18 protein-coding genes and 1 tRNA gene are annotated in these 18,757 nt (G+C 69.7%); 12 read left to right on the top strand and 7 right to left on the bottom strand.

The window, feature by feature from the left end; all coding sequences use genetic code 11:
- Positions 1–6: 6 nt before the first annotated feature.
- Complete coding sequence (locus MHY30_RS00935; protein WP_239274015.1) at positions 7–1,236, bottom strand: CDP-glycerol glycerophosphotransferase family protein; 1,230 nt, start codon at positions 1,234–1,236, stop codon at positions 7–9.
- A gap of 42 nt (positions 1,237–1,278) precedes the next feature.
- Between MHY30_RS00935 and MHY30_RS00930 the strand changes: the two genes are divergently transcribed.
- Positions 1,279–2,364, top strand: a complete 1,086-nt coding sequence (locus MHY30_RS00930; RefSeq protein WP_239274013.1) for a glycosyltransferase family 2 protein — start codon at positions 1,279–1,281, stop codon at positions 2,362–2,364.
- 15 nt (positions 2,365–2,379) lie between these two features.
- On the opposite strand, the gene MHY30_RS00925 is transcribed toward MHY30_RS00930, so the two are convergent.
- The 3 genes from MHY30_RS00925 to MHY30_RS00915 are packed head-to-tail and all read right to left on the bottom strand — an operon-like array spanning position 2,380 to position 6,795.
- Positions 2,380–3,837, bottom strand: a complete 1,458-nt coding sequence (locus MHY30_RS00925; RefSeq protein ID WP_239274011.1) for a CDP-glycerol glycerophosphotransferase family protein — start codon at positions 3,835–3,837, stop codon at positions 2,380–2,382.
- Positions 3,834–5,105 (bottom strand): CDP-glycerol glycerophosphotransferase family protein, encoded by a 1,272-nt coding sequence (locus MHY30_RS00920; protein WP_239274001.1) that lies wholly within the window; start codon positions 5,103–5,105, stop codon positions 3,834–3,836. The genes MHY30_RS00925 and MHY30_RS00920 overlap by 4 nt, the downstream gene beginning before the upstream one ends.
- A 40-nt stretch (positions 5,106–5,145) precedes the next feature.
- The gene (locus tag MHY30_RS00915) at positions 5,146–6,795 is read right to left on the bottom strand and encodes a S1C family serine protease (RefSeq protein WP_275437745.1); all 1,650 of its coding nucleotides are present in this window, start codon (positions 6,793–6,795) and stop codon (positions 5,146–5,148) included.
- A 197-nt stretch (positions 6,796–6,992) separates the two neighbouring features.
- Here MHY30_RS00915 and MHY30_RS00910 point away from each other — a divergent pair, with 197 nt between their 5' ends.
- A complete protein-coding gene (locus MHY30_RS00910; protein WP_239273999.1) occupies positions 6,993–8,198 on the top strand; it encodes an aminotransferase class I/II-fold pyridoxal phosphate-dependent enzyme in 1,206 nt (401 codons plus the stop codon).
- A 9-nt stretch (positions 8,199–8,207) separates the two neighbouring features.
- Here MHY30_RS00910 and MHY30_RS00905 read toward each other — a convergent pair whose 3' ends face one another.
- Positions 8,208–9,014, bottom strand: coding sequence for a carbon-nitrogen hydrolase family protein (locus MHY30_RS00905; RefSeq protein WP_239273990.1), 807 nt, complete (start codon positions 9,012–9,014; stop codon positions 8,208–8,210).
- Positions 9,011–9,523: a DUF6328 family protein gene (locus MHY30_RS00900; protein ID WP_239273988.1), complete on the bottom strand. Its 513-nt coding sequence runs from the start codon at positions 9,521–9,523 to the stop codon at positions 9,011–9,013. Before MHY30_RS00900 ends, MHY30_RS00905 begins: the two co-directional genes overlap by 4 nt.
- An 84-nt stretch (positions 9,524–9,607) precedes the next feature.
- On the opposite strand from MHY30_RS00900, the gene MHY30_RS00895 reads away from it, so the two are divergent.
- From MHY30_RS00895 to MHY30_RS00870, 6 genes are all read left to right on the top strand, one after another.
- Positions 9,608–9,681 (top strand) — tRNA-Met (locus MHY30_RS00895).
- Between the two features lie 154 nt (positions 9,682–9,835).
- Positions 9,836–10,198 (top strand): DUF6507 family protein, encoded by a 363-nt coding sequence (locus MHY30_RS00890; protein WP_239273986.1) that lies wholly within the window; start codon positions 9,836–9,838, stop codon positions 10,196–10,198.
- The gene (locus tag MHY30_RS00885) at positions 10,195–11,988 is read left to right on the top strand and encodes a hypothetical protein (protein ID WP_239273977.1); all 1,794 of its coding nucleotides are present in this window, start codon (positions 10,195–10,197) and stop codon (positions 11,986–11,988) included. The genes MHY30_RS00890 and MHY30_RS00885 overlap by 4 nt, the downstream gene beginning before the upstream one ends.
- Positions 11,989–12,068: 80 nt before the next feature.
- Positions 12,069–12,494 (top strand): hypothetical protein, encoded by a 426-nt coding sequence (locus tag MHY30_RS00880; RefSeq protein ID WP_239273975.1) that lies wholly within the window; start codon positions 12,069–12,071, stop codon positions 12,492–12,494.
- 125 nt (positions 12,495–12,619) lie between these two features.
- A complete protein-coding gene (locus tag MHY30_RS00875) occupies positions 12,620–13,543 on the top strand; it encodes an SMP-30/gluconolactonase/LRE family protein (protein ID WP_239273973.1) in 924 nt (307 codons plus the stop codon).
- Positions 13,540–14,196 carry an SUMF1/EgtB/PvdO family nonheme iron enzyme gene (locus MHY30_RS00870; RefSeq protein ID WP_239273971.1) on the top strand — a complete coding sequence of 219 codons (657 nt, stop codon included), beginning with the start codon at positions 13,540–13,542 and terminating at the stop codon, positions 14,194–14,196. Before MHY30_RS00875 ends, MHY30_RS00870 begins: the two co-directional genes overlap by 4 nt.
- Here MHY30_RS00870 and MHY30_RS00865 read toward each other — a convergent pair.
- Positions 14,180–14,692 carry a MarR family transcriptional regulator gene (locus tag MHY30_RS00865; protein ID WP_308192638.1) on the bottom strand — a complete coding sequence of 171 codons (513 nt, stop codon included), beginning with the start codon at positions 14,690–14,692 and terminating at the stop codon, positions 14,180–14,182. The two genes, MHY30_RS00870 and MHY30_RS00865, sit on opposite strands and share 17 nt — an antisense overlap.
- 30 nt (positions 14,693–14,722) lie before the next feature.
- Here MHY30_RS00865 and idi point away from each other — a divergent pair, with 30 nt between their 5' ends.
- From idi to crtI, 4 genes are read left to right on the top strand one after another with little or no spacing between them, the layout of a single operon-like run.
- Positions 14,723–15,274, top strand: a complete 552-nt coding sequence (gene idi, locus MHY30_RS00860; protein WP_239273961.1) for an isopentenyl-diphosphate Delta-isomerase — start codon at positions 14,723–14,725, stop codon at positions 15,272–15,274.
- Positions 15,271–16,338 carry a polyprenyl synthetase family protein gene (locus MHY30_RS00855; protein WP_239273959.1) on the top strand — a complete coding sequence of 356 codons (1,068 nt, stop codon included), beginning with the start codon at positions 15,271–15,273 and terminating at the stop codon, positions 16,336–16,338. The genes idi and MHY30_RS00855 overlap by 4 nt, the downstream gene beginning before the upstream one ends.
- Complete coding sequence (locus MHY30_RS00850; RefSeq protein WP_239273949.1) at positions 16,335–17,204, top strand: squalene/phytoene synthase family protein; 870 nt, start codon at positions 16,335–16,337, stop codon at positions 17,202–17,204. Before MHY30_RS00855 ends, MHY30_RS00850 begins: the two co-directional genes overlap by 4 nt.
- On the top strand, positions 17,201–18,757 hold the full coding sequence (crtI, locus tag MHY30_RS00845; RefSeq protein ID WP_239273940.1) for a phytoene desaturase family protein: 1,557 nt from the start codon (positions 17,201–17,203) through the stop codon (positions 18,755–18,757). The genes MHY30_RS00850 and crtI overlap by 4 nt, the downstream gene beginning before the upstream one ends.

Below are 18,757 nucleotides of genomic sequence, written 5' to 3'. Positions count from 1 at the left end.
CGTCGGTCACACCGACGTCGCCACGTCGCGTTCCTCCCACCGCTGCATGAGGGTGCGCACGGCGGCGTGGAACCGTCGCGTCGACGCGCCCGGCGTCGTGTCGCCGAAGTAGTACCGCACCCAGTGATCCAGACGGGCCACCGCATCGGGGTCGGCGAGCACCTCGTCGGTCCGGGTCACGATGGCGCACGCCGAATCTGCATCCAGCCATTCGCACGACGACAGGTACCCGCTGTCGTCCACCAGAGCCTCGGGATCGGCGGGGCGTGTCACCAGGAGCGGTTTTCCCGCCGCCAGCCGGTCGTAGACCATCGCCGAGATGTCGACCACGGCGACGTCGGCGGCGGCGAGCTGCCAGCCGAGGGCCGCGCCGGTGTCATGGACGTGACGGGCAGTGGGGTCGGCGGCGTTGGCCGCGGCGAGCGCCGACACGATCCGCTCGTTGGCGGCGCCGTAGGCCGGGTCCACGACACCGGAGCGAGGATGCGGCCGATAGATGATCCGGTGGCGGCCCGTGGCGGCGAGCGCGGAGATGAGCGCCTCGCCGTGCGTGAGGATCGAGCCGTAGTGGGCGGAGGGGCGGTCGCCCTCCCAGGTCGGGGCGTAGAGCACCACGGTGCGCTCATCGGGCACGTACGGGAGCTCACCCGAGTAGTGATCGGCCTGGGGGCGCCCGATGGAGAAGGTCCGATGGTCGAGGTCGTAGTCCCACAGCGTTCGGGCCAGCCGCCCGCGAGCCGCGTCGCCGGCGACGAAGGCGTAGTCGTAGGCCTTGAACTGGTTCGTCGTCATGTACATCTTGTCGGACTCGCCGTGGTTGATGAAGACGTGCCAGCGGCGCCCGTAGCGGAACATCTGGAAGTTGCGGGTGTTCTGGTTGACGTAGAACACGATGCGCACGTCCTGCTCGTCGAGGACGGCCTCGACGTCTCCCACCGTCGGGGCGAAAGCCACCGGAAGCGCATCGTCGCGCAGCAGTGCGTCGGCTCCCCGGATGGCACGGGAGATGACCAGGACGGGCCATTCGTTCGCCAGCTCGCGCAGGGGCGCGTACCACTGGCGCATCTGGTACATGTTCACGGGTCCGTCGGCGAAGTAGACCGCGATCCGGAAGTGCTTCTGCGGCAGGGGTGCGCGTTCGGCGAGCGCACGCCGCAGGTCGATCCGTGCACGGCGGGTGGCGAGGGCCTTGCGCAGCAGGCCCACGGCGAGACGGGCGTCGCGGGCGAGAGACATCGTTCCAGGGTACCGGCCAGGTCGGCGTGAAAGGATCGTCGGATGCACCTCGCGACTCCCGGCCGCCGAGACGCGCCCGTCCCGCCTGACGACGCCGGCGTGAGCTTCGTCATGCCCGTGCTGAACGAGCAGCGTTATCTGCGGCGGGCCGTGGCCTCGACCCTCGCGCAGGAGGTTCCCGGCCCCGTGGAGTTGGTGCTGGCGCTCGGCCCGTCGACGGATGCCACGGACGTGATCGCTCGCGAGATCGCCGCTGCGGACTCTCGTGTGGTGCTCGTGGACAACCCGGCCGCCGACATCCCGGTCGGTCTGAACCTCGCGATCCGGGCGAGCCGCTACCCGACCATCGTCCGTGTGGACGCGCACTCCGAGCTCGTCCCCGGGTACACGCGACGGGCGCTCGCCACTCTTGCGCGCACGCGTGCCGCGAACGTCGGCGGGGTGATGCGCGCCGACGGCCGCACCCCTTTCCAGCGCGCTGTCGCGCGCGCCTACAACTCACGGGCCGGCCTCGGAGGGGGCGCGTACCACGGCGGTACCGAGGAGGGCGCTGCCGAGTCCGCGTACCTCGGCGTCTTCCGGCGCGCGGTTCTGGAGGAGGTGGGCGGCTTCGACGAATCGATCCGTCGCGGCGAGGATTGGGAGCTGAACCTCCGTATCCGGCGTGCCGGGTACCGAGTGTGGTTCGATCCGACGCTCTCAGTGGTCTACTGGCCGCGCGAGAGCTGGTCCCGCCTCGTCCGGCAGTTCCGTGCCACCGGGGCGTGGCGGGGAGAGCTCGTGCGCCGCTACGGACGTCGCAACTCCCTCCGGTTCTTCGCGCCCCCCGCCTTGGTGATCGCCGCGGTCGTGTCCCTGATCGTCGGCGCGCTGCAGATCGCCGGGGTCGTGCGGGGGCGCGCCGCTTCCGCGACTCACGTCCCCGTGGCCTCGTATGCGGTTCTCGTCGGTGCTGTGGCGTCGGGACGCGGTGGCGGCCGGGGCTGGCGCGACCGGCTCTGGACGGCCGCGGTACTGCCCTCCATGCATGTGCCGTGGGGCGTGGGTTTCCTGTGGGCGCTTGTGCGCGGAGCGCGCGACACCGTCGACACGTCCCGCCTCAGTGGGCGGAACACCCCGCTGCCCTGAGCGGGCGGCATCCTGTCACTCGCGGTCGACGAGCCCCTGATCCAGGATGCGTGCCACGACGCGCTCACCGGCTCGCCCGTCCTCGCGGGCGACGAAGACGCGCTGGAACCTCTCGTAGCGCTCGCGGAAGATCTCCGGGTCGACGTCGTCGAGCGCACGTTCCAGCTCGTCCTGGGTGCGCACGACGGGACCCGGAGCGGCATCGAGCAGGTCGAAGTAGAAGCCGCGCAGCTCGCCCCGGTAGTGCTCGAGGTCGGGCACGAGGAAGTAGATCGGCTTGCCGGTGATGCTGAAGTCGAACATCACCGACGAGTAGTCGGTGATGAGCGCGTCGGCGGCGGCCAGAAGACGCGCGGTGTCCGGGAATCCCGTGACATCGATCACGCGGGGACCTCGAGCGTCCTCGCCCGGCTGCAGGGTGCGGGTGTGCCCGCGCACGAGGACGACCGCGTCGGCCGCTGCGGCCAGGGCTGCGGGGTCGAGGAAGTCCACCATGGCCTCGCGGTCGTCGCGCCACGTCGGAGCGTAGAGCAGGACGCGTTCGTCGAGCGCGATGCCGAGGTTCCGCCGGGTGGTGGCGCCGTCGTCGGTCTGCAGCGAGTCGTTGCGGGGGTACCCCTCGACCCAGACGGGCCGACGGCGGAACGCGTACGCGCGGGAGAGCACGCGCGCCGCGTACGGGCTCTGCGCCAGGAGGATGTTCCACCGACGGCCCTCTCGGATCACCGCGAGCATGCGACGCGGGTCGAAGCCGGGACGATGGAGCGCGAGCCGCTTCAGCGGTGTTCCGTGCCAGGTCTGCAGAACCGTCTGCCCCGGCTTGCGCACGAAACGGCGGCGGAGCCAATCGTTCACGACGAGCAGGCGCGCAGCGGCCCGAGCGCGCCACCATTCGGGGCTGCCTTCCACGACGGCCACGGCCCCGTCCGGAACGGCCACGGAAAGATCGACGACGCTCCAGTACCGCGTGACGGTCGGCGCCACCCGCGCGAGCTCCCGATCGATCGCGAGGGGGTTGCAGCCGGCCGTCCGCCCGTAGAAGCTCTCGAAGAACACCGCGTTCTCGAGGGGCTGCCGCGAGGTCGCGTAGCGGCGTTCCAGGGCGGCCTGTCCCTCCCCCGAGTCGTAAGCGGGATCGACCGGCGGCCCGACCCGCAGCAGCCCTTCGGCCCACGCGGCGCGCAGACCCGGTAGCTGCGTCAGAGGCAGCGCTGCGGCGGGAGGGAGAGCATCCGTCGCGTCCCCCTCGTCGATGTGCAGCCGGTACTCCCCGGTGGGAAGCGGAAGCTGAGGGCCGCCCCAGCGTGCCGCCCGCAGGGGCAGCACCGCCCGCCAGGTGCGACCGCGGCCATGCAGGCGCGCCTCGACCCGAGCCCGTGGACCGCGCAGCGACACGGCCGCCGGGCGCGGACCAGAACCTGAAATCTCGAGGGCGGCGTGCCCGTCTTCGAGCAGGAAGCGTGCGTCGGTCATTGTCCGTTCCTTCGGCTCGCGGCTGTGCGGCTCGTACGGCGCGACGGTGCGTCCAACCGAGCGCGGATCGCGCGGTGCACGCGCTCCGCATTGCGTCCGTCGCGGTGGGCATGCACGGCGGCGCTCCGACGACGGGACGCGGTGATCGCGTCGGCCGGATCGTCCAGGATGCCATCGACTCGCGCGATCGTCGCCTCCCACGTTCTCGCCGGTTCGTCGCCGGCGACGTCACGGTAGCGCCCGTAGAGCCCGCGACGGGCGACGTACGCTTCGAGGTCGGGCGCGAAGAACACCACGGGAAGGGGGACGAGCCCCGCGTCGAAGGCGAGCGAGGAGTAGTCGGTGATGAGGGCGTCCAGCCCCGGGAGAAGCGGGGTCACGTCGGCGACGAGATCGCTGCCGAGCATGCGGACCCGCTCGCTCGGCGCGCGGTACTCACCGGCGCCGAGTGGATGGGGCCGGATGAGCAGAACGGCGTCGCGTCGTGCCAGGACGGCGTCGATCGACGCCCAGTCGTCGGGGGTCGGGATCGCCGGATCGGCCGCACCGTCGCGCCATGTCGGCGCATACAGCACCACCCGGCGATCGCCCAGATCGATGTCGAGAGCGGTGGCGAGCGCGGCGCGGGCGATACGGCGGCGGTCCTCCGCGGAGCCGCTCGACAGAACGTCGACCCGGGGTTCCCCCGTGACGGGAACACGGGCATCGTCGAGGCCGAACGCCGTCTCGAGCCGCCCGCGCACGAGGTGGGAGGCGGCCGGGAGCAGCGCGATCTGCCGCATCGTGCGCCGGTACAGGAGGGCGAGGAGCCGGTTCACCGCGCTCCACCGCGGAAGGAACGTGCTGCGCGTGGTCTCGGGCGAGTCCAGACCGATGCGCTTGAGCGGGATCCCGTGCCAGAGCTGGACGACGAATGCTCCCACGACTGCGTAGCGGTTGACGTCGCCGAACCCGTGCGTGACGACGACCACGCGCGCGCGAGCGGTCTCCCACAGCCCGCGAAGCGAGTCCCGCCGAACGGATCGGATGCCGAGGTCGGCGGCATCCCTCGCCTGGGCGGCGTCCGCGACGAGCCACGTCGACCGCTCCCCCGCCGTGTCTGCCACACGCCACAGTGCCAGGGCCCCGTCGGCCACGCCGACCGCGCACCCGAACACCCAGCGATCGCGGGAGCGCGGGACCACCGCCGTCAGCAACCGCCCCGCGAGATACAGCGGGATGCGCCGGAGTTTTCGCGCGTTTCCCGCACCGAACGAGAAAGACGCCACCCCGCGAGCCTATCGCGGGGTGGCGTCGGGGAGGGGGATGTCAGTTCTCCATCGCCCCGAGCGTCACGTCGGCCGTCTCCTGCTTTCCGCCACGCACGTAGATCACCGTGGCGTCGGCACCGGCCGCGAGGGCCCGCACCTGCGCGGTGAGGTCCACAGAGTTGGTGATGGGGATGCCGTTGAACTGGGTGATCACGTCACCCTGCCGCAGGCCGCCCGCCTGGGCCGCCCCACCGGGTGTGAGCTCGGCGACGTAGGCACCGGTCGTCGTCGCGCCCTGGACGGAGGCGGCATCCTGCACGCTCGCACCGAGGAGGCCGTGCGTGGCGGAACCGTTCTCGATGATCTCCTGCGAGATGCGCTGAGCGATGTCGGAGGGGATGGAGAATCCGACGCCGATGTTGCCCGACTGCCCTCCGGATGACGAGCCGCCCGCGCTCGCGATGGCGACGTTGATGCCGATGAGTTTGCCCTCGTCGTCGACGAGCGCGCCACCGGAGTTGCCCGGGTTGATGGCGGCATCGGTCTGGATGACGGCGATCTTGATCGTCTGGTTGGTCTGGGGCGTCTGGCGTCCCTGTCCGAAGTCGAAGAAGAAGGGGCTCTCCTGGCCGGGCTCGCTGCCCTCGTCGGATTCGGAGCCGTCCGAGGGCGCCGCGGACGAGGCGACCTGGATCGACCGGTTCAGCGCGCTGACGATACCGGTGGTGACGGTGTTCGGCAGACCGAGCGGCGCTCCGATCGCGACGGTGTTGTCTCCGACGTTGAGCTTCGACGAATCGGCCCACTCGATGGGGGTCAGGTCGGAGGCGTTCTCGAGCTTGATGACCGCGAGGTCGTACGTGGGATCCGTGCCCACGACCGTGGCTGCGAAGACACGCCCGTCCGAGGTGGTCACGGACAGCTGCGCGTCGCCGGTCTGCCCGTCGAGCGTCACGACGTGGGTGTTCGTGAGGACGTAGCCGTCGTCACTGAGCACGACGCCCGATCCACTGCCGGCGTTCTGCGCGCCGCGGGCGCTGATCGTGACGACGCTCGGGACGACCTTGGCGGCCACGGCGGCGGTCGCGTTGACGTCGTCCGGGTCGTTGACCGTGATCGCGGTGGGACCGGAGGCCGTGGTGCCGTCCGAACCGCCCCACAGGGCGAGGCCCGCGTAGGTGCCGCCGAGCCCGGCGCCACCGCCGACGAGCGCGGCCGCGACGAGCAGCGCGGCGATCTTCGCGCCGGATCCCTTCTTGCGCGGCTTCTGCTTCTCCGACTCGGGCAGGGTCAGCGTGGGGTGGGTACCGAACGACGCTCCGGCGGCGGGGCCGAAGGCCTGCCCGGTCGGAGCCGACGCTCCACCGGGTGCGGAGGCGTACCCCGGGCCCTGGGGTGCGGGGTGCTGCGGCGTCCCGAGGTGCGGGGTCGCGGGCTGCTGCGGAGCCGCGGCAGGGTGCTGCACCTGCGATGCGGTGGCCGGACCCCGACCGGGCGGGGGCCACGCGGCGGCGGCGTCCGCGGGCGAACGCGTCGGTACGGGCGGCACCGACGGCGCTGAGGCCTCGGCGGTCCCGGACTCCGGGGGGCGGGCCTCTCCGTCGGTGGCGGCGGGGTCGTGCGACGTGGGGACCGCGCCCTGCGCGGCCGCGTCGGTGGTGGGGCGGTGCTCGGTACCCTCGGGACGGTCGTCCGTGGTGTCGCTCATGGGATGCTCCTTCTTCCAGGCGAGATCAACCATGACCCCGGATGCTGTGTTCTTCCTATGACGCGGATGAGTTCGGTCTATGGGTGTCACAGCAACGGAATGCGAAGACACCTTCCGCGTGCTCGCGGCACGCTCGGCTACGGTGAGAAGGATCCGAACGGCGTCCGCCGCCCCTCCCGATACGAGGCCTCCGCATCATGCACGATCTCCCCGGCGCCTGGCGCCGCACCGCCTCGGGCGCGGGACTCGTCGCGCCGGACGGCTCCTCGGTTCCGACGATCTTCGCCGAGATGACGGCGCTGGCCGCGGCGACCGGCTCGCTCAATCTCGGGCAGGGTTTCCCCGACGAGGACGGCCCCGAGATCGTCGTGGAGGCGGCGCGGCGCGCGATCGCCGACGGTGTCAACCAGTACGCGCCGGGTCGCGGCTTCCCCGACCTCCTCGCCGCGATCGCTGCGCACCAACAGCGCTTCTACGGGCTCGAGCTGGATCCGGCAGAGCAGGTGCTGGTCACGGTCGGCGCCACCGAAGCCCTGTCGTCGACGCTGCTGGCACTGATCGACGGCCCGGACGACGAGGTCGTCGTGTTCGAGCCCTACTACGACTCGTACGCCGCGTGCGTCGCGCTGGCCGGCGCGCGCCTCGTCCCGGTGCCTCTGCGGTGGCCCGACTTCCAGCCCGACCTCGAGGTCCTGGCATCCGCGGTGTCCGACCGCACTCGGGTCATCCTCGTCAACGACCCGCACAACCCCACCGGCACCGTCTTCTCGCACGCCGTTCTCGAAGAGGTCGTTCGACTCGCACACCGGCACGACGCGATCATCGTCACCGACGAGGTGTACGAGCACCTCGTGTTCGACGGCCCCCATGTCCCGATCGCGACGCTTCCGGGCGCCGCCGAGCGCACCCTGTCGATCTCGTCGGCCGGCAAGACGTTCTCGCTGACGGGGTGGAAGACCGGCTGGGTGACCGGACCCGCGCCGCTCGTGTCGGCGGTACTTGCCGTGAAGCAGTTCCTCACCTACGTCGGCGGCTCGCCGTTCCAGCCGGCGATCGCCGCCGGCCTGCGCCTGCCGGACGCGTTCTTCGCCTCGATCGCCGCTCAGATGAAGGCGAAGGCAGACCTGCTCGGCACCGGTCTCCGGGCCGCGGGCTTCGATGTCGGCACACCCGGCGGCTCGTACTTCACGGTGGTGGATGCCGCCCCGCTCGGCGCCGTCGACGCGGACGCGTTCTGCCGTGACCTTCCCCTGCGCGCGGGAGTCGTCGGCATCCCGCTCACCGCGTTCGCCTCCCCGGCGCACCGCGCCGACTACGCCACGCTCGTCCGCTTCGCCGCGTGCAAGCGTGTCGAGGTGCTGGAGGACGCGGCGCGGCGGCTCGCGGCCCTGTCGCCGGCCTGACCGCCCCGGTCAGCGCGGGGTGACGCGGTAGCGCCGCAGGTCGAGAGCCGGGTTCACCCGGCGGACGCGCGCGATCGCGCCGGGATCGATGTGAGCGACGGCGACGTCGGTGGCGGTGCCGATCGTGGCGAGGGCGACACCCTGGGGGTCGATGACCGTGGAGTGCCCGACGCCGAGGGGCGGAGGATGATCGGCACCCGCGACGAAGAACGTGTTCTCGATCGCCCGCGCGGTGAGCAGCGTCGTCCAGTGATGCTCCTTGAGCGGCCCCCGCACCCATTCGGCGGGGACGAGGGCGACGTCGACTCCCGCGTCGGCGAGAGTCCGCGACACCTCGGGGAAGCGCAGGTCGTAGCACGTCATGAGGCCGAACCGCAGGCCGTCGACCTCGAAGGTCTCCGGCGGCGCGATCTCTCCCGGCGCGACCCAGTCCGACTCCCGCTGACCGAAAGCGTCGTACAGGTGCAGCTTGCGGTAGACGGCACGGATGCCGGCGCCATCCACGGCTACGACGGCGTTGCGCACGCGCCGCCCGTCGTCAGCTGGTTCCACCAGTCCCGCGACGAGCACGACGTCGAGCTCAGCCGCCAGCGCTTGGAGCGCCGTCACGAATGGGCCGTCGAGGTCCTCGGCGTTCTCGGCCAGGGAGGCGTCGAACGGGTCGATGAAGTAGCTCGAGTACTCGGGGAACACGATCACCCGAGCACCGCGGGCGGCGGCCTCGCGAGCGAGATCGCCGATGGCATCCCGATTGGTCTGCTTCGACGCGGCGGGGGCGAACTGCGCCACCGCCACCCCCACGGTGCCGTGCGTCATGCGCGTTCCCTTCCGCCGCCGACCCGGCGAAGCAATGCCGGGGCCACGACCCACAGTACGAGGATGACGACGCCGAGGACGACCGCGGCGGCGATCGCCGCATCCAGGCCGACGACCACGTCGAACACGAACGCGACGACACCCCCGAGCAGGAGCGCGACCGCGGCGAGCGCGGCTATGAGCGCCCGGTGCCCGAAACGCACGACGGACGGCTTGACGCCTTTCTGGAACATGGCGCGATGCAGAGCCACCGGCGCGAGCGCGAGGATCGCCGTCACGGCCGAAAGGGAAACCAGGACGAGGTAGCCGATGCGCTGCGCCTGGCTGAGATCGGCGAACGCCGGTTGGAACGCCAACGCCAGCAGGAATCCGGTGAGGATCTGGGTGCCGGTCTGCAGCACGCGGAGCTCCTGGAGCACGTCGACCCAGTTCCGGTCGGCGCGCTGCGCGGCGCTCTCGGGGCGCCCGTCGGCGATGTCGTCATGGGGGTCGTCGGTGGGGGTCAGCATCCCGGCATCATGGCCCGCCTGACGGTTCGGAATCAACGCCGATTCGACAGACCTCGAAACCCGTGCTAGGTTTATCTCTTGTGCCGCGGGGTGGAGCAGCTCGGTAGCTCGCTGGGCTCATAACCCAGAGGTCGCAGGTTCAAATCCTGTCCCCGCAACAAATGAAGGCCCCGGATCTTCGGATTCGGGGCCTTCGCCTTTTCCCCTCTCCCGCCTCATCTGCCTCGTCGGAGGGCCGATGTGCGGGCTGCGTCGTCCACAGATCGGTGCAAGCTCCGCCTTTCGGACGAGCCTCTACCTAGCATGGAGCGCATGGGCGGGCAGTATTCGATCGATGTGGCGGGGTTCGTCTCGACGACCGACGGCGTTGCGTCGGCGCTGGAATCGTTAGGTCAATCCGTGAGCGGGGCGGTCGCCGACCTCGACCAGATGGTTCGGCTTGTCACGACAGAAGCCGACCTCGCCTCCGCGTTGACGGGCGCAACGGAGGAGCGGCGACGCACCGGCCCTGGCGCAGTCCAACACGGCGGCGACGTTGTGATCGCAGCCGGCCAGGTTGTTCTCGCCTATGTGCAGGCTGACGACGAGATGGCATCCACCACATCCGGTGCCGAAGCGTCGATACCGCTCCCCCGCACCTCGGGCACCGGGCGACGAGAGGCACTGGTGCGATGACGCTCGTGACCCTCTCCAACGTCCCCTCGGTGACGATCGATCCCTCCGCGCTGTCTGCCGCCGCGGAGTCCCTCCGCCACCGCGCAGATGCCGCTGCCGACTCCGCCGAGCGGATCACGGCGACGTGGAACGCCCTCCCCGCAAGTTATGACGCCCCGGAGGCCGCCGAACTCCTCGCTCGCATGTCGGTCGTGCCGCGGGCCGCCGACGATTTCGTCGAAACTTTCCGGCGTATCGCCGCGATCATGACCGAGCTGGCCGACCAGCTCGCCTTGGCACGAGCCCAGGAGACATCGCTCCGCGCAGAAATCGAAAGCTTCCGCGACGCCGTTCGCGGATACCGCACATCGTCGGACGAGATGGGCATCGGGAGCACCGAGGACACATGGGGGCCTGGCCAGTTCGCGCACAACCAGGAATTGATCGCCGCGTGCCTGTCTTTGCGTTCGCTTCGAGACGCCGCCATCGAAGAGGCGCGCCGCGACCTGGCGTCCATCAGTCAGCCCGACATCGTACTGTCGAGCAGCAACGCGGTTGGGACGTCACCATCCTCCACCGCGTGGACGACCGAATACGATGCCCTCGCCGACGGTGTCGCATTCGCCATCCTCGCGAAACTCAGCGCCGGGACGGCCGATGACGCCCTCGCGCTCCTTGCTGCACACGACGACTGGCGCCGACTGTTCGCGTCGAATCCCCCGGATGCCACGGCGGTCAACGCCTGGTGGACACAGCTCGCCGCCTCAAACCCGGGCGCCCTCGACTCGTTGGTGCTCGGCGCATCCGTCATCGTGGGGTCGCTGGGTGGGGTTCCCCCGGCGAACCGCGTCGCCGCCAACGCGGTGAATGCGAAAAACCGCATCCCATTGGTGGAAGCCGAGATCCGGCGCATGTCCGAATTGTCCCTCGCGCACGGCGGTCCAGACTTCCTTGCGTGGCGGGACGTTATCGGCCGGCTGGAGCGCCAGCTGGACTACTTGCAGCGAGCGGCAGACGGAGACGTCCAGCTCTACCTGTACGAGCCGGATTCTCAAAGCATCATTGAGATGATTGGGACCCTCGATGTGAACACGACGGACGTCATCACGTACGTACCCGGGACGTTTACGAGCGTCCACAGCTTCTATGGCGATCAGGTGCAGCAGGTCGGACGGTGGCTTCGGACGAACGACCCTCGCGTCGTTACCTTCGTCTGGAAGGAGGGATTGTTTCCCGGAGAGGACGTGGTATCCGGGGCAATGGACTTCGCGCGTATCGTCGAGGCGAATGACCAGGGCGCTGCCCTCGACACAGGGAGACTGATCGCGGACTTCCAGCATGAACTCCTGTCATCCTCGTCTGAGGCAGCGGCCGCCGAACAGGGCGGGATGGGTCATTCGTGGGGACTCGGGGGGATTTCGTCGTCGGAGGTAGCGGGCGCGAAGTATGCCCAGGTGCACTCTCTTGCGGGCGCCGGGCTACCGTCGGCGTGGACGCCAAGCTCCAGCACAGAGTACTTCCACTGGGGATACACCGACGCTCTCTCGATAGTCCAAGGAACCGGCGCTGTGTGGGACGGACGGGTTCCGACACGAGAGGGCGTCTTTGAATCACACGTCTATGTTCGAGAGGGCGACTTCACGCTCTACATCCCAAGTGGAGCGAGCTCACGCAACGCCGTCATCGCGCCAGTACCCCCAGCATCCATTCCCCTCACCACTACGCCGATCGAGAACCACAACCTCATCGCGAGTGACAACCCAGAAAATCAGACCGCCCTGTTCCACATGCTTCGGGAGATTGAACGATGAGACCGCGCATAGGGACGATAGCTGTTGCTCTCTTGCTGCTGATCGCGACCGGCTGCAGCCCGATGAAAGGAGACGCCGAGGTGGATGACAAAGTCACCATAGACGAGGCCAAGTCGATCGCCCAGGGAATGGAGAAGACTCTGGCGGGTTTTGTGCCTGCTGAGCAGGTGGCATCAATCGACCAGAATCCGAGCGGTGCTCTCATGTCGTGCAGTAGAGAGGGAGACTATCTCTGGTCAGGCCAGACCAAGGTGTTGCTGAATTCAGGGGCCGTCTACGACGGGGCAGCGGTTACCGAAAAGATCGCCGAGCAGTACGACGGCCGCGATCATTACACCACCGAGACGGGCCTCACGCCCGACAGCCAGCCCAGTGCCCACGTAATTGGCAGCGACGGGGAGGGGTATCTCGTGGCGCTGTCCGTGGACAAGACATTCGTTCAGATCCTGTCTTTCTCACCCTGCTTCGTTCTGCCCGAGGATGTTTCGCCGAGCCGACCGTACTGAGCGCGCCTCTCATGTTCTGAGAAGGATCCGGCATCCACCGCACACCCGTTCGGCGGGCCTGTCTGATCCTGCGCGGGCCCGTCAACCCGGCTGCAGCTTCTGCCGGCGACCGTTTCACTGGGCATATGCCGACTTCATCGACGATCGACGGACGACTGTTGCAGACGAGGCGGGAGCCCTCCCCTGTCGACGTCGCGCGACCGCGCGTGTACGACGATCGCCTGCGCCACGTCATCTCACCCTCCGCACGCGTGTTGTCGCTGTACTCGGACGCGAGCTGGGCCGAGGGGCCTGTCTGGTGGGAGCAGGAACGGATGCTCGTCTTCAGCGACGTCATCGGCCGCCGCACCCTCGGGTGGCGAGAAGACGGAAGTGTCGTCGCGATCGTCGACCCGTCGGCGTTCGCGAACGGCAACGCGGTGGATGCCGAGGGGCGCCTCGTGCACGCCGAGCACGGCCGCCGCGCGATCAGCCGCACGGACGGAAACGGGACGCACGTGCTCGCCGATGCGTACGAGGGGATGCCGCTGAACTCGCCGAACGACCTCGTCATCGACCGCACCGGTGCCGTGTGGTTCACCGACCCGCTGTACGGCATCTCCGACCCCCGCGAGGGCTATCCGGCCGAACCGTCGCTGGATCACCAGAGCGTGTACCGCTGGCAAGAAGGGCGACCCCTCGAGCGCATGATCGACCTCGACGCGCCCAACGGCATCGGCTTCAGCCCCGACGAGTCCACCCTCTACGTCGCGGAATCCCATCCTGACGGCCTGCCCCGCATCGCCGCGTGCGCCTGGAACGGCGAGACGCTCGGCGCCCCGTCCACGTTCGCGACGGTGGATGCCGGCATCCCGGACGGGTTTGCCGTCGACAGCCGCGGCTGGCTATGGATCAGCAGCGAAGCCGGCGTTGTCATCGTCGACGAGACAGGAGCCCGCCTGGGGGTCGTTCCGACGCCCCACGTGGTGAGCAACTGCGCCTTCGACAGCGGCGAGACCCGGCTGTTCCTGACCGGGAACGCCGATGTGTGGATGCTCCCCCTGACATGAGCGACGTGGAGATGACCCGCATCCCCGCAAGCAGCGTGCTGCGGGGCGATCAGCGTGGAGCCGACCGGCGCGAGATCGTCGTGGAGGAGTTCGACCTGGGGGTCTACCCCGTGACCGAGGAGCAGATGGCCGAGGTGCTCGGCATCACCGCCCAGAACCCCCGCCGCCCGGCGGTCCAGGTGAGCTGGCTGCGCGCCGTGCGCTTCTGCAACGCCCTGTCGGAGTGGGAGGGTCTCGACCCGGTGTACTCCTACGACGGCGAGGTCGTCGACTGGGACACCGAGGCGGACGGCTTTCGCCTGCCCACCGAGGACGAGTGGGAGTACGCGTGCCGCGCGGGGTCCAGCGGGGCGACGTATGGGCCGATCGCCGAGATCGCCTGGACCGGCGGTGACGGTCTGCGCGCCCCCGTCGATGTCGGGGGCCGCCTGCCGAACCTGCACGGCCTGTTCGACATGCTGGGGAACGTGTCCGAGTGGTGCTGGGACCTGTTCGCGCCGGACACCAGCGACGCGCGCGTGTTCCGGGGCGGCGCGTGGAGCGACGCGCGTGCCCTCGTCCGCGCCACGACTCGGCGCGGCGCGAGTCCGCGTGCCGTCTTCGACGACGTGGGGCTGCGCGTGGCGCGGGGCGCGCTCAATCGGTCACGCTGATGGCGTCGCTCAACCGGTTGACGAAGTCGGCGATCGTGGCGAGCTCCTCATCGGTGTAGCGCTCCGCGACCTCGCGCATCGACGACAAGTGGGCGCCGAAGTGGCGGAAGAACTCGGTGCGGGCCTTCTGGGTGAGGACCACCACGCGCGCCCGACCGTCCGAGGGATGAGCGCGCCGCTCGAGGTGGCCCGCGGCCGCCAGCCGGTCGAGGAGTTTCGTCGTCGATGCGGTCGAGATCTTCAAGTGCGAGGCGACGTCGTGCGGACTCACCATCTCGCCGCGCTGCTCGCGGATCACGAGCATGCGGAGCGTCGCGAGATCGCTGGCGTTCATGTCCATGTCGCCCTTCATCTCGCTGTTCATGCGGTCGAGGGCGTCACTGAGCGCACGCACCGACTCCATCGCGCGCAGCACACCGGTCCGCGTACCAGAAAACGGCTCGCCGAGGGGCACGGTGGACACCTCCGTTGCGCTCTGGGTATAGTCGGCAGACATCGCTAGCTAAACTAGCAAATGGGAGGAACGATGAGCGAGACCGAGTATGTCGTCCTCCTGGATGACTGGGGCAACGAGATCGGCACGGCCCCGAAAGCCAGCGTGCACGACACCGACACGGCCCTTCATCTGGCGTTTTCGTGCCACGTCATGAACGCGGACGGGCAGGTGCTCGTCACCCGTCGCGCACTGCACAAGAAGACCTGGCCCGGCGTCTGGACGAATTCGTTTTGCGGACATCCCGGACCGGCTGAGCCTGTGCTGCGCGCGGTGCATCGTCGCGCGGAGTTCGAAGTGGGCTTGTCCCTCCGTGACGTGGAACTCGCCCTCCCCCTCTTCCGTTATCGCGCCGTGGATGCCAGCGGCATCGTCGAGCACGAGATCTGCCCGGTGTACGTCGCGCGCACCGACGAGGAGCCGCGCCTGAACCCTGCGGAGGTCGCCGAATACCGGTGGGTCGACCCCGCCGACCTCGCGGCGGCGCTCGAGGCGACGCCGTGGGCATTCAGTCCGTGGCTGGTCCTGCAGGCGCAGCAGCTCCACCTCTTCACGCACCCACCGGTCGTGCGGGCGGCATCATGATCGCGCTGTCGACCGCCCCGACCGCACGCGCGGCGATCGACGACGCGATCGATGCCGTCCTGGCCCGCCTCGCTCGTCGGCTTCGTGAGCACGGCGACGGCGCCCGCGCCCTGGCATCCGCGATCGCCCGATCGACCGAGGGCGGCAAGCGATTCCGTCCGCTCCTCGTCGTCGCAGCCTTCGAGACGTTGCGAGGACGCGAGGCCGACCGCACGTCCGTCTACCAGGTCGCGGCGGCGTTCGAACTGCTGCACACCGCCTTCGTCGTTCACGACGATGTCATCGATCACGACACCGAGCGACGTGGCGTGGCCAACGTCGGCGGAGAATTCCGTGCGCGCGGACGCGCGCGAGGAGCGGATGCCTCCGGCGCAGCGCTCCTCGGCGACGCCGCCGGCATCCTGGCCGGCGACCTCCTGCTGCACGAGGCCAGTCGGCTGATCGCCCTCGTCGATCTCCCCTCCGCCACCCGGAGCGAGCTCCTGAGTCTCCTCGAGGATGCCGTGCTGGTCTCGGCGGCGGGAGAGCTCGCCGATGTCGAGAATGCGGTGTCCGCCGGTGAGATCGACGCCGAGACGATCCTACGGACCACGCACGACAAGACCGCGGTCTACTCGTTCTCCGCGCCCCTGGAGGCGGGGGCGGTTCTGGCCGGTGCCGATGGCCCCGCACGCGCCGCTCTCGAACGTTTCGGTCAGCGCCTCGGGCTGGCTTATCAGCTCGTCGACGACCTCATCGGAGCATTCGGCTCGTCCGAGATGTCGGGGAAGGACGAGGGCTGCGATCTTCGCGAGGCGAAGAAGACGCACGTCATCGTCCTCGCCCGCGAGACCGAGTCGTGGCCGCAGGTGAGCGCGGCCCTCGCAGAGGCGCACACGGGCCCCGTCGCTGTCCGGGCCGCGCAGCGGGCGCTCAGCGCCTCGGGAGCCCGGGCACGGCTGGAGGAGCTCGTCCGCGAAACCCTCGACGAAGCGCGCGCCATCGTCACGGCATCCACTCTCCCCGAGGACTGCCGCGACATGCTACGAGACCTGGTCGACGCCGTTCAGGAAAGGGTTCCGTGAGCACCACCCCCACCGGCCTCGCGCTGTACTCGCGGACCGCTGACGATGCCGCCGCCGCGGTCATCAACCGCTACTCGACGTCTTTCGCCCTCGCCTGTCGCCTGCTCGGACCGCGCCCGCGCCCGCACGTCCGCAACATCTACGCCCTGGTGCGAGTGGCGGACGAGATCGTCGACGGCCCCGCTCACGACGCGGGCTTGAGCCCCGCGCAGGAGAGGGCGGCACTCGACGCGCTCGAAACCGAGGTGCGGGATGCCATCGCCTCGGGCTTCAGCGCCAACCTGGTGGTGCACGCCTTCGCCCGCACCGCGAGAGAGTGCGGCATCGGCGACGACCTCATCGCCCCGTTCTTCGCGTCGATGCGGACCGACCTCGACACTTCCGCCCACGACGACGCCTCTCACGACGCCTACGTCTACGGCTCGGCCGAGGTGGTGGGGCTGATGTGCCTCCAGGTCTTCCTGAATGCGGGGATGTCCGCACCTGCGCGCCCCGCCGCTGATCTCGTCGATGGCGCACGACGTCTGGGCGCCGCCTTCCAGGACGTGAACTTCCTGCGCGACCTCGACGACGACGCGGCGCGCCTCGGCCGGGACTACCTCGACGGTGCCGCCGGCGACGAGCGGCGCATCGCCGTGCTCGATCGCATCGACGCCGACCTCGCCGCCGCCGCCGCCACCGTGCCGCTCCTGCCGCCGGACTGCCGTCGCGCAGTGACGGCCGCGCACGACCTGTTCGCCGAGCTCTCCCGGCGCTTGCGCCGCACGCCCGCGGGCGCCCCTCGCGTCCGCGTCCCCGACGGCGTGAAGGCGACGCTCGCCGCACGCGCTTTCCTTGGCCGCCCACCGAAAGGGGCCCACGTATGACCTCGCAGCGCATCGTCGTCGTCGGAGGCGGCATCGCCGGACTCGGCACGGCCGCCCTCCTGGCCGATCAAGGACACGAGGTGCACCTGTTCGAAGGCCGTGACCAGCTCGGTGGCCGCGCCGGGTCGTGGGAGAGCGACGGGTTCCGGTTCGACACCGGTCCGAGCTGGTATCTCATGCCCGAGGTGTTCGATCACTTCTTCCGCCTGCTCGGCACGAGCGCCGCGGAGCAGCTCGACCTCGTTCGACTCGACCCGGCGTACCGCGTCTACGGCCCTCCCGGCAAGGGCGAGCCGATCGACGTCATCTCGGGTCGCGAGGCCGTCCGTGCGCTGTTCGAGGAGCATGAGCCGGGCTCGGGCGACAAGGTCGAGGCGTACCTCGATTCGGCCAAGGACGCCTACGAACTGTCGACGTCGAAGTTCCTGTACGACACGTACTCGTCGACCCAGGGCCTTCGCGACCCCGCGCTCGTCAAGCGCCTCCCGACGCTCATCCCGTTGCTGACGCAGACGCTGTGGAAGCGGGTCACCCGCGACTTCTCGAACCCGCGCCTGCAGCAGATCCTCGCCTACCCGTCGGTGTTCCTCGGCGGCTCCCCCTTCGAGGTGCCGAGCCTGTACCACCTCATGAGCCACCTCGATCTCGGAGACGGCGTGCTCTACCCGCGCGGCGGATTCACCGAGATCATCGCCGCGATCGAACGCCTCGCCCGCGAGCGCGGGGTCCGCATCGAAACGGGCGTCCCCGTCGAAGCGATCATCACCGACGACGGAATCGCCCGTGGTGTCCGCCTCGCCGACGGTCGAGTGGTCGCCGCGGATGCCGTGGTCTCGGGCGCCGATCTCCATCACACCGAGACGCAGCTCCTCGAAGAGGGCGACCGCCAGTACCCCGAGAAGTGGTGGAAGGACCGCGTGCCCAGCCCGGGGGCGCTGCTTCTGCTCCTCGGCGTCGAAGGGGAGCTGCCGCAGCTCACCCACCACACGCTGCTGTTCACCGACGACTGGCACACCAACTTCGACGCGATCTTCGGCGAGAACAAGCGGATCCCCGATCCGGCATCCATCTACGTGTGCCGACCCAGCGCGTCGGATGACTCGGTAGCTCCCGCGGGACACGAGAACCTCTTCGTCCTCGTTCCCGTCCCCGCCGATCCCGTCAGCGGTCGCGGCGGCGTCGATGGCTCCGGTGACCCGCGCATCGAGGCGGCTGCCGACCGCGTCATCGCGCAGATCGGTGAGTGGGCCGGCATTCCGGACTTCGCCGAGCGGATCGTCGTGCGCCGTACCATCGCCCCCGAGGACTTCGCCACCGACCTGCACGCGTGGCACGGCAACTCGCTCGGGCTCGCGCACACACTCGGCCAGAGCGCGATCTTCCGACCGAAGAACCGTTCGCGCAAGGTATCGAACCTGTACTACGCGGGGACGTCGGTACTGCCGGGCATCGGTCTCCCCATGTGCCTGATCTCGGCGGAGCTCGTGGTCAAGCGCATGACGGGTGACCGCACGGCGGGTCCTCTGAACGAGCCGGCGCGCACGGCGGTCTGA

Source organism: Microbacterium sp. ACRRU, from assembly GCF_022346945.1.
In the GTDB taxonomy this organism is placed as follows: Bacteria; Actinomycetota; Actinomycetes; order Actinomycetales; family Microbacteriaceae; genus Microbacterium; species Microbacterium mcarthurae.
Note: the sequence above shows the minus strand (reverse complement) of the source record. Positions and strands in the feature narration are given on the sequence as shown.

Excerpts from the sequence above, each read along its gene's own strand:
- MHY30_RS00935 (WP_239274015.1), bottom strand. The coding sequence starts at position 1,236 with ATGTCTCTCGCCCGCGACGCCCGTCTCGCCGTGGGCCTGCTGCGCAAG.
- MHY30_RS00930 (WP_239274013.1), top strand. The coding sequence starts at position 1,279 with ATGCACCTCGCGACTCCCGGCCGCCGAGACGCGCCCGTCCCGCCTGAC.
- MHY30_RS00925 (WP_239274011.1), bottom strand. The coding sequence starts at position 3,837 with ATGACCGACGCACGCTTCCTGCTCGAAGACGGGCACGCCGCCCTCGAG.
- MHY30_RS00915 (WP_275437745.1), bottom strand. The coding sequence starts at position 6,795 with ATGAGCGACACCACGGACGACCGTCCCGAGGGTACCGAGCACCGCCCC.
- MHY30_RS00910 (WP_239273999.1), top strand. The coding sequence starts at position 6,993 with ATGCACGATCTCCCCGGCGCCTGGCGCCGCACCGCCTCGGGCGCGGGA.
- MHY30_RS00905 (WP_239273990.1), bottom strand. The coding sequence starts at position 9,014 with ATGACGCACGGCACCGTGGGGGTGGCGGTGGCGCAGTTCGCCCCCGCC.
- MHY30_RS00900 (WP_239273988.1), bottom strand. The coding sequence starts at position 9,523 with ATGCTGACCCCCACCGACGACCCCCATGACGACATCGCCGACGGGCGC.
- MHY30_RS00890 (WP_239273986.1), top strand. The coding sequence starts at position 9,836 with ATGGGCGGGCAGTATTCGATCGATGTGGCGGGGTTCGTCTCGACGACC.
- MHY30_RS00885 (WP_239273977.1), top strand. The coding sequence starts at position 10,195 with ATGACGCTCGTGACCCTCTCCAACGTCCCCTCGGTGACGATCGATCCC.
- MHY30_RS00875 (WP_239273973.1), top strand. The coding sequence starts at position 12,620 with ATGCCGACTTCATCGACGATCGACGGACGACTGTTGCAGACGAGGCGG.
- MHY30_RS00870 (WP_239273971.1), top strand. The coding sequence starts at position 13,540 with ATGAGCGACGTGGAGATGACCCGCATCCCCGCAAGCAGCGTGCTGCGG.
- MHY30_RS00865 (WP_308192638.1), bottom strand. The coding sequence starts at position 14,692 with ATGTCTGCCGACTATACCCAGAGCGCAACGGAGGTGTCCACCGTGCCC.
- idi (WP_239273961.1), top strand. The coding sequence starts at position 14,723 with ATGAGCGAGACCGAGTATGTCGTCCTCCTGGATGACTGGGGCAACGAG.
- MHY30_RS00855 (WP_239273959.1), top strand. The coding sequence starts at position 15,271 with ATGATCGCGCTGTCGACCGCCCCGACCGCACGCGCGGCGATCGACGAC.
- crtI (WP_239273940.1), top strand. The coding sequence starts at position 17,201 with ATGACCTCGCAGCGCATCGTCGTCGTCGGAGGCGGCATCGCCGGACTC.